Source organism: Massilia luteola (genome assembly GCF_034420155.1).
Classification (GTDB): Bacteria; Pseudomonadota; Gammaproteobacteria; order Burkholderiales; family Burkholderiaceae_D; genus Telluria; species Telluria luteola.
Window position 1 is genome coordinate 1 of sequence record NZ_JAXOFN010000023.1, and the last position, 13,353, is coordinate 13,353.

9 protein-coding genes, 3 tRNA genes and 1 riboswitch are annotated in these 13,353 nt (G+C 65.2%); of the genes, 8 read left to right on the top strand and 4 right to left on the bottom strand.

Features of this window, described 5'->3' with window-relative positions; all coding sequences use genetic code 11:
• Window positions 1-19: 19 nt before the first annotated feature.
• From U9J41_RS20930 to U9J41_RS20945, 4 genes are all read left to right on the top strand, one after another.
• Window positions 20-96 (top strand) — tRNA-Arg (locus U9J41_RS20930).
• A gap of 386 nt (window positions 97-482) precedes the next feature.
• Window positions 483-1,109 carry a PEP-CTERM sorting domain-containing protein gene (locus tag U9J41_RS20935; RefSeq protein ID WP_322404097.1) on the top strand — a complete coding sequence of 209 codons (627 nt, stop codon included), beginning with the start codon at window positions 483-485 and terminating at the stop codon, window positions 1,107-1,109.
• Window positions 1,110-1,412: 303 nt separating this feature from the next.
• Window positions 1,413-1,499, top strand: a riboswitch (cyclic di-GMP riboswitch).
• An 83-nt stretch (window positions 1,500-1,582) separates the two neighbouring features.
• A complete protein-coding gene (locus tag U9J41_RS20940; protein ID WP_322404098.1) occupies window positions 1,583-3,355 on the top strand; it encodes a S8 family serine peptidase in 1,773 nt (590 codons plus the stop codon).
• 50 nt (window positions 3,356-3,405) lie between these two features.
• A tRNA-Arg gene (locus tag U9J41_RS20945) sits at window positions 3,406-3,482 on the top strand.
• Window positions 3,483-3,527: 45 nt separating this feature from the next.
• Here the strand turns inward: U9J41_RS20945 and U9J41_RS20950 are convergent.
• Window positions 3,528-3,722 carry a type II toxin-antitoxin system antitoxin gene (locus tag U9J41_RS20950; protein WP_322404099.1) on the bottom strand — a complete coding sequence of 65 codons (195 nt, stop codon included), beginning with the start codon at window positions 3,720-3,722 and terminating at the stop codon, window positions 3,528-3,530.
• A gap of 11 nt (window positions 3,723-3,733) precedes the next feature.
• The gene (locus U9J41_RS20955) at window positions 3,734-4,627 is read right to left on the bottom strand and encodes an SPFH domain-containing protein (RefSeq protein ID WP_322404100.1); all 894 of its coding nucleotides are present in this window, start codon (window positions 4,625-4,627) and stop codon (window positions 3,734-3,736) included.
• A gap of 168 nt (window positions 4,628-4,795) precedes the next feature.
• Here U9J41_RS20955 and U9J41_RS20960 point away from each other — a divergent pair.
• Window positions 4,796-4,872: transfer RNA gene (locus U9J41_RS20960), tRNA-Arg, on the top strand.
• 423 nt (window positions 4,873-5,295) lie between these two features.
• Window positions 5,296-5,844, top strand: coding sequence for an FxDxF family PEP-CTERM protein (locus tag U9J41_RS20965; protein WP_322404101.1), 549 nt, complete (start codon window positions 5,296-5,298; stop codon window positions 5,842-5,844).
• A gap of 71 nt (window positions 5,845-5,915) precedes the next feature.
• Here U9J41_RS20965 and U9J41_RS20970 read toward each other — a convergent pair whose 3' ends face one another.
• Both U9J41_RS20970 and U9J41_RS20975 read right to left on the bottom strand, forming a co-directional pair.
• On the bottom strand, window positions 5,916-7,805 hold the full coding sequence (locus U9J41_RS20970) for a sensor histidine kinase, YfiR-like protein-associated (RefSeq protein WP_322404102.1): 1,890 nt from the start codon (window positions 7,803-7,805) through the stop codon (window positions 5,916-5,918).
• Window positions 7,805-8,401, bottom strand: coding sequence for a TOL_0243 family YfiR-like periplasmic protein (locus tag U9J41_RS20975; RefSeq protein ID WP_322404103.1), 597 nt, complete (start codon window positions 8,399-8,401; stop codon window positions 7,805-7,807). Before U9J41_RS20975 ends, U9J41_RS20970 begins: the two co-directional genes overlap by 1 nt.
• Before the next feature lie 684 nt (window positions 8,402-9,085).
• Between U9J41_RS20975 and U9J41_RS20980 the strand changes: the two genes are divergently transcribed.
• Window positions 9,086-9,922: a response regulator gene (locus U9J41_RS20980; RefSeq protein WP_322404104.1), complete on the top strand. Its 837-nt coding sequence runs from the start codon at window positions 9,086-9,088 to the stop codon at window positions 9,920-9,922.
• Between the two features lie 233 nt (window positions 9,923-10,155).
• Window positions 10,156-13,230 carry a hybrid sensor histidine kinase/response regulator gene (locus U9J41_RS20985; protein ID WP_322404105.1) on the top strand — a complete coding sequence of 1,025 codons (3,075 nt, stop codon included), beginning with the start codon at window positions 10,156-10,158 and terminating at the stop codon, window positions 13,228-13,230.
• The last annotated feature ends 123 nt before the right edge of the window (window positions 13,231-13,353 follow it).

Here is a 13,353-nt window from a genome sequence, read left to right on the forward strand (position 1 = left end):
GCTATAATGCGTGCCTCGGGCGGCTGTAGCTCAGCTGGATAGAGTACTTGGCTACGAACCAAGGGGTCGTGGGTTCGATTCCTGCCAGCCGCACCAGCTTTTTCGAAAGGCCAGATCGCAAGATCTGGCCTTTTTCATTTCTCACGGCGTGTCGCCGCTCCCCTCGTCGCTTGCGCGATCCGGATGCAACCTGCGCCGGCGTTTTCGACATTATTCACGCCGCATGCTTTTGCGCCGCCACAGCCTGGATCGCGGGAGAATGGATTTTCCCGTGATACGTATATCTCAGGCGGAATAATCTCATTGCTCCCACATATACTTGATCCATATCAATCTATTTTGTCGATTAATCTTACATCCCTTGTTTTAACCAGAAGTTATTAATTTTAAGTCGCTGTAAACACAGGCCTTTATTTTCCTGGCACGCGGATTGCTCTAATAACTGGTGCATTACTTGTCAAATTCAAAACCAGGGAGGAATCATGTTTTGTAAAAATCTCGCAAAAGCCACTGTGACATTTGCAGTCCTTATCGCTGTCCAGGGCGCGGCATCCGCTGCGACCGTATCCTGCACCGGATCCGGTTACGATATTTCCAACAATGTCAGCGGCAGCAGCGCCTGCGCCATCCTGGACCCGCTGAACGGCAACCAGAACGACAACCTGGCCCTCATCAACACCACGGCATTCTTCGGCATCAATAACTGGCTGCTGGACGGCAAATATGACAACCTGGACACGACGCCCACCGATACGTCCAATCTGTTCAACTTCACGGGCGGCGTAGAGACTGGCACGTACACCTATGTCGGCGGCACGCCCCAACCGTCCGACGTGATGCTGGTGTTCAAGGACGGCAACGATACCAACCTGGTCGCATACCTCCTGCAATCCCCATACGGCAGCGGCACCTATGCGTCGCCCTTTTCGGATCCGCCGTTCACGCTCGAGGGCAAATCGGTCCTCCACGACATCTCCCACATCACCGTGTACTACAGAGAGGGCGACGGCACTGGCGACGAGGGTGGCGGCAAGGTTCCGGAGCCCGCAACACTTGCGCTGGTCGGACTTGGCTTGCTCGGCATGACCAGACTGCGCCGCAAGAGCTGATCGCCGGCCGGCATACTCCGCATTCAGTTGATCGCCCACTTCGCAGTGGGCGTTTTTTATTCCGGCGCCTAATCCGAATTTTCGTTTTAACCGAAAGTTATTATTTCATTTTCCGGTTTTTCCGTTTTTTCCGAATTTCATTTTTTGAAATTCGATTAGCAGCCTTGTCACACCCGTTTCACTCCTAATATTGAACTGTTGCGGATTCGCAATAAATTCCCGTAACCGTAAGTTTTTATTTCCTACCGGCAGTATATCCTCACTCGAAAAGGATATGATTTCCCGAAACAGCTGAGTGCTGCTTATTGAAAAGGGCAAAGCCCGCGAAAGTGGGTGACGCAAAGTCAACGGTCTAACGGGCTTCGGCCCTACGACGGCAGGACTGCCAGATGCCAGCCTCGGACCGGCTCACGCCGGCCGCACCACGGATGTCACTGTGCACGATCCTGCCTTTACTTAAGGATATGTACGCAATGAAGTCCATCCACACTTCCCTCCGCATTCTCCCGACGCTGGTTACCGGCGCACTCGCCTTCGGTGCCGCACACGCCGCCCCGACGCAAGATGGCGGTTATGCCCGCGGCCGCATCCTGGTCGAAGCGCGGGCCGGCCTGTCGGACGCCGACCTGGACCGCGTCCTCAAGGAATTCGGCGGCAAGAAGCACAAGATCGGACAAAGCCGCCTGCACATCGTCGAACTGCCGGCCAATGCCTCGGAAGTTGCCGCGGTCGCCAGGTTGGCGCACCGCCCGGAGCTCAAGTTCGCCGAACTCGACCGCATTGTGCCGGCCGCGCTGGCCGTCAACGACCCCTACGCCGGCAGCGAGTGGCACCTGGCGAAGATCGGCGCGCCCACGGCCTGGGACAGCTCCCTGGGCCGCGGCGTGACGATCGCGGTGCTCGACTCGGGCGTCAACGTCAACCATCCGGACCTCAAGGACCGCATGGTGCCGGGCTATAACATCTACAGCGGCAACACGGACCTGACGGACATCTGCGGCCACGGCACGGCCGTCGCCGGCACGGCCGCCGCCACGGGCAACAACGCGGCCGGCGTCGCCGGTGTCGCGGGCGCGGCCAGCATCATGCCCCTGCGCATCGCGTACAGCGACAGCAACGGTTGCCACGCCTACTTCAGCACCATCGCCAGCGGCATCACCTATGCAGCGGACCATGGCGCCCGCATCGCCAACATCAGCTATACCGGCATCGCCGGCAGCTCCACCGTCCTGAGCGCGGCGCGCTACATGAAGAGCAAGGGCGGCCTCGTGATCGTTTCTGCCGGCAATAACAATATCGACGAGAACGTCACGCCGGATCCGGCGCTGGTCGTCGTGTCGGCCACCGACGCCAACGACGCCAAGGCGAGCTTCTCGAGCTGGGGCAGCTTCGTCACCGTGTCGGCGCCCGGCACCTACATCTGGACCACCGATAACTCGCTGGGCTATTCGCAGTGGCAAGGCACCTCCTTCTCGGCCCCGGTGACCGCCGGCGTGGCGGCACTGATGATGGCCGCCCGGCCAGACCTCGGCGGCGACCAGATCGCGTCCTTGATGTATTTGTCGGCCGTCGACCTCGGCGCCGCCGGCCGCGACCCCGTGTTCGGCTATGGCCGCGTGGATGCGGCCGCCGCACTGCGCGCGGCCGTGGCTTACCAGGCGCCGGTCGACACGACGGCGCCGGTGGCCGCGATTGCCGCCCCCCTCGCCAACAGCTCGGTCGCCGGCCTCGTCAACGTGACCGTGAATGCCAGCGACAACGTGGGCGTCGCCCGCGTCGACCTGCTCGTCAACGGCACCGTCGTCGCCACCGACGCCAGCGCGCCGTACGGCTTCAGCTGGAACTCGACCGGCAGCGCCAACGGCATGGCCAGCCTGGTCGCCGTGGCGTATGACGCCGCGGGCAATGCCGGCAAGTCCGCCGCCGTCGCGATCAACGTCGCCAACACGGTCACGACCGTGGCCAAGGACACGACGCCGCCCACCGTCGCCATCGGCAATCCGGTGGCAGGCACCGTGAGCGGCAACGTCGCGGTCTCGATCAACGCCGCCGACAACGCGGGCGCCGCCGGCATCACGACGGTGCTGGTGATCGACGGCCAGACCAAGGCCCAGGGCACGGGCGGGTCGCTCGGCTACAACTGGAACACGCGCAAGGTCGGCGCCGGCCAGCACACCCTGACGGCAACCGCCCGCGATGCCGCCGGCAACACGAGCACCACGTCGGTCATCGTCACCAAGAAGTAACGCCCTGCTCTTTGCCAAATCGCGCAATGCCGCTATAATGCGTGCCTCGGGCGGCTGTAGCTCAGCTGGATAGAGTACTTGGCTACGAACCAAGGGGTCGTGGGTTCGATTCCTGCCAGCCGCACCAGCTTTTTCGAAAGGCCAGATCGCAAGATCTGGCCTTTTTCATTTCTCACGGCGTGTCGCCGCTCCCCGCATCCGGCTCGACCGACGCGATCCGGATGCCCCGCCGCGCCAGCGCTTCGCGCAGCAGGAATTCGATTTCCGCATTCACGCTGCGCAGGTCGTTGGCGGCCAGGCGCTGCAACTGCTCCCACAGCGCGGGGTCGATACGCAGCGGATAGGACTTTTTACCGGGACTTGCCATCGATACGCGAATCAGTTGTACAGGGTGCCTGCGTTGATGATGGGCTGCGCGTCGCGGTCGGAGCACAGGACCACGAGCAGGTTGCTGACCATCGCCGCCTTGCGTTCGGCATCCAGTTCGACGATCTGGCGCTCGGCCAGGCCCTTGAGCGCGTCTTCCACCATCGTGACCGCGCCGTGCACGATGCGGGCACGGGCGCTGATGATCGCCTGGGCCTGCTGGCGGCGCAACATCACCTGGGCGATCTCGGGCGCATAGGCCAGGTGGGTCAGCTTCGCGTCCAGCGTTTCCACGCCCGCCGCTTCGAAGCGTGCCGTCAGTTCCTCGCTGAGCGCATGGCCGACTTCGGTGCCGCCGCCGCGCAGCGTCATCTCGCCCGGCGCCAGGTCCTCGCCTTCGTCATACGCATATTGCACGGCCAGGTGGCGCAGCGCGGCCTCGGCCTGCACGGTCACGTAGCGCTCGAAATCGTCCACTTCGAACAGCGCCTGCGCCGTATCGCGCACGCGCCACACGACGGCGGCCGCCAGCTCCACCGGATTGCCACGCTTGTCGTTGACCTTGAGCGTCGCCATGTTGAGGTTGCGCGCACGCACCGTCAGCTTGCGCTTGCGGTACAGCGGAAAGGCCCAGCGCAACCCCTCGCCGCAGTCGGTGCCCACATACCGGCCGAACATCGTCAGCACCGCCGTTTCGTTCGGCTGCAGCATGTACAGCCCCATGCACACGAACACGCCGGCGACGCCGAGAACGATACCGGCGACGCCCACGCCACCCGCCGCCGTGCCCATCACGGCTGCATGGAGCAGCCAGGCGCCCGCCAGCACGGCAAGCAGGCCGCCGGCGCCGGCCACGTAACCATTCATCGATGCGAGCGGGATTTCCTGACGAGTATGTGTAGACATGCCGGTGTTCCGTTGTTATATGAAAGTGATATCACTTTAGGATCACCTTAATGTATTGTCAAGCAGAAGTGTCATGCGCGTCACGCATCGGTCCGGACCGCCGCCGGTCCCTGCCGATCCCTGCCGACTTTGCCATTCGAGAGAGGCCTGCTATAATGCGTGCCTCGGGCGGCTGTAGCTCAGCTGGATAGAGTACTTGGCTACGAACCAAGGGGTCGTGGGTTCGATTCCTGCCAGCCGCACCAATCATTCGAAAGGCCAGATCGCGAGATCTGGCCTTTTTCATTGCTGTGCTTCCACAGCTTTAACGATGAGCCTGGCCTCATCGTTATCCCGCCCGGTCTTCTTGCCAACTGCGCAATGCTCGTTCGCCAACAGAAAAAACTCGGCCGCAGATTTTCTCGCGTCTTCACGTAGGAACCTACCTACGAATACCGTGCAATATCGCCCTATTTTGTCATTTGCACATACCAAACCGACCACGTTCTCTATGAAGAGCGGGTGAAAAGCGCATCCACGCAGAAACTCTTGATTTTCGGCATATTTCCATCAAGAAGCGCACACTTCGGTGAATTTTCGTGCGTTTTATCGTCGATTTGATACGATGAAGTTCCCCGATTCTTGAAAACCAAGCTGCAGGACGCGGCTGTTTCTTTGCGAGGTAAGAAATGAAAAAATCACTGATTGCTGCTGTAGTGTTGGCCTCTGCGTCGTTCGCTTCCACCGCTGCCATGGCGGCTACCGTCGGCAACACCCCGCAGGTCCTCGACCTGACCGACGGCAGCGGCTTCTTCGGCGACACGTTCGCGATGAACAACAACGGCAACACGTTTGCCGACCGCTTCACCTTCTCGGTCGCAGGCGCCGGCATGAGCCTGGACGCCATCATCTCGTCCGTGAGCCACTCCGCTGACACCGGTCTCGACATCACCGGCCTGTCCCTGTACAACGCCACCGGCGACGCGCTGGTCTCGTCGGGTGCTTCACTCCAGTCCGGCAACATCGACGTGTGGACGATCTCCGGCGACAACCTGGCCGCCGGTAACTACTATCTGCAAGTGAACGGCAATCTGGTCTCGGACCAGGCCGCGAGCTTCGGTGGCGCCGTCGCGATGGCCGCACCGGTGCCGGAACCGGAAACCTACGGCATGATGCTGGCCGGCCTGGGCGTGCTGGGCTTCCTGGCTCGTCGCCGCAAGTCAGCCAACCAGGCTTGACGCGCCGCTAGCTTGAGTCGGGCGGAAGCGTTCGCGCTTCCGCTTTTTTTTTGCCCCCGCCGCAAGTACGTTCAGGTACGCAGCTTCTTGATGATGCTGCGGTTCCCCAGGATTTCCTCGATCTGTTCGAAGCGGACGGGTTTGACCATGTGGTGGTCGAAACCGGCCTCGAACGCCAGCTGCCTGTCCTTTTCCTGGCCCCAGCCCGTGACGGCGACCATGACGGTCATCGTGCAGCACGACAGGTCGCGGATGCCCCGCGCCAGGTCGTAGCCGGACATCTGCGGCAGGCCGATGTCGAGGAAGGCGTAGTCCGGACAGAAGCGCTTGGCGGCCGCCAGCGCATCGACGCCATTGTGCGTGATGACGACGCTGTGCCCCATCGCCGTCAGCAGCGCGCCGATGCTGTTGACGAAGTCGACGTTGTCGTCGGCCAGCAGGATGCGGTAGGTTTCCGAGCTGATGAAGGACATCGGCGTCGGTTTGGCCGGAAGCTCCGGCTCGACGACGATCGGCAGCCGCACGACGAACTGGCTGCCGTGGCCGACGCCCGCGCTGCGCGCCTCGATGGTGCCGCCGTGCAGTTCGACCAGCTTGCGCGCCAGCGACAGCCCGACGCCCAGGCCCGCGTTCGAGCGCTCCAGGGTCGAATCCACCTGCACGAACATTTCGAACACGGAATCCAGCATGTCCGGCGCGATGCCGATGCCGGTGTCCGACACGGTCACCGTGAGCGTGCGGTCGTCCACGCTCGCACTCAGGCCGACGCGGCCGCCGCGGTTGGTGTATTTGGCCGCGTTGTTCAGCAGGTTCGAGAGGATTTGCGCAAGGCGCGTCGCATCGCCGTTCAGGAAGACCGGGCGGTCCGGCAGGTCGATCGCCAGTTCGTGGCCGTGCAGTTCGATGTATGGCCGGACGACTTCGAGCGCGTCGTTGACGACGGCCTTCAGTTCCACGCGGCCGCTCTTGATCGTGAACTTGCCCGTGTTGATGCGCGAGACGTCCAGCAGGTCGTCGACGAGGCGCACCATCTGGCGCAGCTGGCGCTCCATGATATCGGTGGCGCGCTGGGTGGCCTGGGCGTCGCCGCTGCGCAGGCGCAGGATGTCCAGGCCCGTGCGGATCGGCGCCAGCGGATTGCGCAGCTCGTGCGCCAGCGTGGCGAGGAATTCGTCCTTGCGGCGGTCGGCGAGGCGCAGCGCCTCTTCCGCGCGCTCGCGCACCTGCATCTCGTGCTCGAGCGTCGCATTCGCTTCCTGCAGCGCATGCGAGCGCCGGCCGATCTCGGCCAGCATGTCGTTGAAGGCGGCGACGAGCACGCCGATCTCGCCGCTGTCGTTGCCCGGCACGCGCAGCGTGAAATCGCGCCGCTGCATCACCTGGCGCGCGACATTGGTCACGGCCGCCAGCGGCCGCGTGATGGCGGCCTGGAGGCGCGATGCGACGAGCCCCGCGATCACGAGCGCGCCCAGCATCACGGCGCCGAGGATCGCGCCGTAGCTGAACAGGCGGTCGACGACGCCATAGCGCGAGCGCAGGTAGACCGTGCCCACCATCTCGCCGTTTTCCACGATGTTGCGGAACACGGCGACCTCGCCGCCCTCGATGCGGTAGCCGGACGGCGCCGGCCGCGCCGGAATGGTCTGGTTCGGGCTCACCGCATACGTGGCGAAGCGCGTGCCGTCGCTCGTATAGATGGCGGCGGCGAGGATCTGCGGCCGCACGCGCAGCACGGCGAGGTTCTGGCGCGCCGTCTCCTCGTCGTTGAACGTCAGCGCCGGTGCGGTCACGCGCGCCATGATGTCGGCCTGGGTCATCAGGTCGTCGGTCCAGTAGCGCTGGAACGCGCGCAGGTCGAACAGGAGCATGGCGACGGAAGCCGCCAGCAGCGCGACGAAGGTCGTCGATACCGCCATCAGAATCAGTTTGCCGCGGACCGTGCCGCTGTCGCGCACCACCATCACTGCGCTCCTTTCTGCACCCGGTTCGCCACCGTCAGGAGGCGCGAACTGAGTTTGATGCCGTTGCGTTCCGCCGCGTCGAGCGCGACGTCGAAGCGGACGCGCTCGTCGACGATGCGGAAATTGATCACACTGCCAAGCTGCAGCCCGTTGTCGCACTCGGTCACGACGAGCATCGCGCCGGTCGCCTGGCGCAGGATGCGCGCCACCCGCTGCGGATCGCTCCCGCCCACGAACAGCAGATGCACGCGGGCGCCGGCGTCGGCTTCGCGCAGCTCGCGCACTTCGATGGGGCGGCCGTTGACGGTACGTCCCGCCACCACGCGCGCCAGCTCGACGGCCAGGTCGTCCGCGCCGATCACGCCGATCGTCAGCGGCGCAGCGGCGTCGCCGAAGGCGCTCGGGGGAAAGTCGGTATAGCCGAGGAATTTATACAGGAAGGCCGCTTTCACGCGCCGTTCCAGCGGCACGCCCTGCGCCGCGCTCTGGGCGCGCACAGGCGGCGCCAGGCCCACGCCGGCGCACAGGACGGACACGGCGGCCAGCGCCCAGGCGGCGAGCGAGCGGCGCAGCCCGCGGTTCGTAAATCGGTTCAATTGACGATGCATCGGCCGGTTGGCAAACCCAGGACTGTAAACGGTGGCAGGGAGCGCCGGAACGTGCGGCGCCCTACGAAACGGCCGGGTAAGGCACGCCAGGCACGCAACACGCGTACCGGACATGTTCCTGTCAGTACAAACGGCGCCGCGCATGGCCGGCAACCGCAACGGGCATGATAGCCGGGTAAGGTCGACAATGGCAACGCACGGCGTGCGGATGGATCGAATCGGAAGAACGTGAGCGACAGCGGAGCGCTTTTAAACATTTTGCTATCGTAGAACATTTTCTTTAGTGCACCAAGAGCGGCACGATTGGCGTGCGTACCGTCGAGTCATTTATAAAAGCAATGGCAGACATTGAAAAACTAAATTGGATTTATTTTTTGCGATGCAGCATTATGATCCCTGTCTCCTCTATTCTCCTCCAAGGATAGATTCAGCCCGCTCCCGCAGCGGGCTTTTTTTTGCCCGCCGTCCCCGGCGACGCCGGATGGGCGTCCGCGCGCGGCGTCATATGCTGTGGTGCAATAGCGCCTGTTCATGATGTTGTTCTTTTACGACCGCATCGTAGTTCCACTGCAATTTTTCCCCTATGAAATCGTGTGCAGTCGTGCCGCCCCTGCTTCCGATTTGGTGTACGATGCATCCTCTTTTCGTTTAGATAACAATCGTTACTGCGCTATGCTCCTTTCCGGCAGGTCCGCACATTCCTCCAGCTCGTTCGACTGGTCCGCTTCCCGGCTCGGCGATCCGCAGCAGTGGCCGCAAGCGCTGAAGCTGGCCGCCGACCTGATGTTCAATACCCCGCTGCCGCTGCTGCTGGTGTGGGGCCGCGACATGACGGTCCTGTTCAACGACGCCTACGGCGCGCTGGCCGGTCCGGCGTATGGACGGGTGCCGGGCGGCAGCATACCGCCGGTGATGCCGCCGCCGCTGGCCGCGGGCGGCGCCGAGCTGGAACGCGCCTGGAACGGCGACGCCACGCACGCCTCCGGCCGCACGCTCGCATTCCCGGGCAGCGCCGGTGGCGGCGGGCGCTACGATTTGTATTTCACCCCGGTGCGCGCCGACGGCGACACGGTGGCCGGCGTGCTGTGCGCGCTGGCGCCGGCCGCGCCCGTGCCGGAGGCGGCGCCCGCCGAGGCGGACGGCCCGCTCCATATCCTGGTCGTCGAGGACAACGTCGATTCCCAGTACCTGGTGTGCGAGATGCTGCGCGCCTTCGGGCACGAGGCGGACGGCGTCGGCCATCCGGACGACGCGCTGGCACGGCTGGCGGCCGGGCACTACGACGTGTTGTTCACGGACGTCAGCCTGCCGGGCATGTCGGGCGTCGAGCTGGCGCGGCAGGCGGTGGCCAACGCGCCGGCCATGCGCGTGATCTTTGCGTCGGGGTACGGCGACACCCTGTTGCGCCACGTGGAATTCCCCTATCTGTCGCTGCAGAAGCCCTACGAGCTCGACCAGCTTCAGCAAGCCCTCGACAAGGTGGCGCACCCGCTGCCGGCGCGCACCTGAACGATGTATCAAAGGTGTGCAACAAAGCGCCCGGGCTGGGCTAGAATCGATGTACGGCTCGTTACGCGCCGTGGACCGACGTGCCTGCGCATTCCGCGCGGCACCACAGTCGCGCGCGCAGAGCCCAGAACGATGACCGATTTCGAGCCCACCGGCAGAGCACCCCGCCCCTCCGAGCCTATCAAGATGCCCGGTCCGGTGCCCGCTCCGGTGATCTCGTGGGGAGACCGACGGTGAACAACGAGCGCGACCAGCTGCGGCAGTCTTCCGCGCAGCCCGCTGCTGCCGTCCCCGCCCCCGCCGCACCCGATGCTGCCGCGGCCGCACGCGAGTTGCAGGAAGCCCGCGAAGCCCTGCACCACGCCAATGCGCGCATGGAAAACATGCTCGAGAGCCTCACCGACGGCTTCTGCGCCGTCGACCACCACTGGCGCATCATGTACATCAACGGGCGCGCGCTGGACATGCTCTCGCCCCTGCAAAAGACCCGTCCGAGCCTGGTCGGCCACGACCTGTGGGCCACGTTCCCGGAACTGCGCGGCAGCCTGCTGGAAACCGTCTACCGGCGCGCGATGGTCAGCCGCGAGACGGCGATCCAGGAATTCTTCTGGCCCGCGCTGAAGCGCTGGTTCGAGGTGCGCGCCCATCCGTCGCCGGACGGCCTCACGCTGTACTTCCAGGACATCAACCGGCGCAAGGCCGACCAGCAAGCCCTCCAGCAAGGCAACAGCCGCCTGCAGGTCGCGCTGGCCGCCGGCCGCCTGGGCGACTGGCGCTGGGACGCCGCCAGCGACCGCGTGATGCTGGGCGAACGCGCCGCCGCCATCTTCGGCCTGCCGGCGGAGCAACCGCTGGCGTGGAGCGAGCTGCGCGCCCGCCTCGACCCGGGGGACCGCGAAAGCGTGCGGCGCGCCGTGCTGCAGGCCTTCTCCGGCCATGGCGACCTCGAACTGGAATGCCGCCTGCCCGGCCCCGGCGGCGAGCCGCGCTGGGTCGCGCTCGTGGGCCGCGCCGACTACGCCGACCAGGTGCGGCGCGAGGGCGTGCTGGGCATGACGGGCGTCGTGCAGGACATCACGGCCCGGCGCAGCGCCGCCGACGCCCTGCGCCAGAGCGAGGAAGTGCTGCGCGCGCTGGCCAACACGATCCCGCAGCTGGCCTGGATGGCCCAGGCCGACGGCGCCATCGTCTGGTTCAACGAACGCTGGTTCGAATACACGGGCACGACGCCCGACCAGGTCGTCGGATGGGGCTGGCAAACGACCGTCGAACCCACCGTGCTGCCCGCCGTGCAGGAGCGCTGGAACGCCAGCATCCGCAGCGGCACCCCGTTCGAAATGGAATACCCGATCCACGGCGCGGACGATACCTACCGCTGGTTCCTCACGCGCGTGAACCCCGTGCGCGACCGCCACGGCAAGGTCTTGCGCTGGTTCGGCACGAACACCGACGTCGACGAAGTCAAGCGCGCCGAACAGGCGTTGCGCGACGAGTCGCACGTGCTCGAACTGCTCAACAGCACCGGCAGCGCGCTGGCGTCCACGCGCGACCTGCGCTCGCTGCTGCAGGCCGCGACCGACGCCGCCACCGGCATCGCCGGCGCGCGCCAGGGCGCCTTCCTCTACCACGGCCGCCATGACGGCCACGAGGGCGGCGCCGACGGCGGCAACCTGTTCACGCTGTACACGGTCTCCGGCGGCAGCCCGGCCGGACTGGAGTCGTTCGGCGCAGGCGGTCCCAACGGGCTGTTCGGCCCGGGGCTCGCCGACCGCCCGGCCGGCCTCGTCCGCTCGGACGACGTCACGCACGACCCGCGCTTCGGCGAGGCGGCGCCGTTCGGCCTGCCCACCGGCCACCCGGCCGTGCGCAGCTACCTGGCCGTGCCGGTCGTGGCGCACTCTGGAGAATTACTCGGCACCATGTTCTTCGGGCATCCGGAAACGGGCATCTTCAGCGACCGCACGGAGCGCATCGTGCGCGGCATCGCGGCCCAGGCCGCCGTCGCCATCGACAACGCGCGCCTGTACGAAGCCGCCCAGCGGGCCGCCGAGGAACGCAAGGTCTTGCTGGAAAGCGAACGCCAGGCACGCGCCGAGGCCGAACGCACGAGCCAGATGAAGGACGAATTCCTGGCCACGCTGTCCCACGAACTGCGCACGCCGCTGTCGGCGATCCTCGGCTGGGCCCAGGTGCTGCGCCGCGGCAGCCGCGACCAGAACGACTTGCAGAAAGGCCTGCAGACGATCGAGCGCAACGCGCGCGCCCAGGCCCAGCTGATCGAAGACCTGCTCGACATGAGCCGCATCACGTCCGGCAAGGTGCTGCTCGACATGCAGTCCGTGGCGCCGGCCAGCTTCGTCGACGCCGCGGTCGAGACCGTGCGCCCGGCCGCCGACGCCAAGAACATCCGCATCGAGAAACACTACGCCGCCGACCCTGGCCTCATCGCGGGCGATCCGGCCCGGCTGCAGCAGATCGTGTGGAATCTGTTATCCAACGCCATCAAGTTCACGCCCCGCGACGGCCTCGTCAGCATCGAACTGGCGCGCAACGACGCCAGCGTCGCCGTCACGGTGCGCGACAACGGCGTCGGCATCCGCCCGGAATTCATCACCCACGTCTTCGAACGCTTCCGCCAGGGCGACGCCTCGATGACGCGGCGCCACGGCGGCCTCGGCCTGGGACTCGCGATCGTCAAGCACCTGGTCGAGCAGCACGGCGGCACGGTCCGCGCAGACAGCGCCGGCGAGGGCAAGGGCGCCAGCTTCACCATCGAATTGCCGCTCGCCAAGCAGCAGCCGGCGTCGGCCGCGCGCGCCCGCGCCGCCATGATCCTGCCGACGCCGCCGACGCCGGACATGACGGTGCTCGACCTGTCCGGCGTCAACGTCCTGGTCGTCGACGACGACCGCGACGCGCGCGAACTGATCAAGCGCATCCTCAGCGATTGCGGCGCCGGCGTGCGCATCGCCGCCAGTGCGCGGGAAGCGTTCGCGCTGTTCAAGGAACAAGTGCCGAACCTCGTGATCAGCGATCTGGGCATGCCGGAAGTGGACGGCTTCGAACTGCTCGACTGGGTGCGCCACCTGACGCGCGACGAAGGCGGCCACGTGCCCGCCATCGCCCTGACGGCGTTCGCCCGCTCGGAAGACCGGTTGAGCGCGCTGGAGGCGGGTTTCTCGGCGCATATTTCGAAACCGGTCGAGCCGAGTGAACTAATTGCAACAGTTGCCTCGGTCGTAGGCCCTTCCGGCCCCATGGTGAGCCGCGCCGCGGCACCCGCGGCGGGCCGAAATGGCGTACGCTAGTGTCATGAATAAATCATGAATAATGTTCCTACCCACGCACGCGGCGCTGTCCTACAAGAAATTCTCGGCCATTTGCTAGACTACGGAATGTTGCGCTAGAGTCGGAATTCGTTAAGGAATTAA

Bases quoted from the DNA above. Each gene is read 5' to 3' on its own strand.
- U9J41_RS20965 (WP_322404101.1), top strand. From the start codon at position 5,296: ATGAAAAAATCACTGATTGCTGCTGTAGTGTTGGCCTCTGCGTCGTTC.
- U9J41_RS20955 (WP_322404100.1), bottom strand. From the start codon at position 4,627: ATGTCTACACATACTCGTCAGGAAATCCCGCTCGCATCGATGAATGGT.
- U9J41_RS20980 (WP_322404104.1), top strand. From the start codon at position 9,086: ATGCTCCTTTCCGGCAGGTCCGCACATTCCTCCAGCTCGTTCGACTGG.
- U9J41_RS20935 (WP_322404097.1), top strand. From the start codon at position 483: ATGTTTTGTAAAAATCTCGCAAAAGCCACTGTGACATTTGCAGTCCTT.
- U9J41_RS20950 (WP_322404099.1), bottom strand. From the start codon at position 3,722: ATGGCAAGTCCCGGTAAAAAGTCCTATCCGCTGCGTATCGACCCCGCG.
- U9J41_RS20970 (WP_322404102.1), bottom strand. From the start codon at position 7,805: ATGGTGGTGCGCGACAGCGGCACGGTCCGCGGCAAACTGATTCTGATG.
- U9J41_RS20940 (WP_322404098.1), top strand. From the start codon at position 1,583: ATGAAGTCCATCCACACTTCCCTCCGCATTCTCCCGACGCTGGTTACC.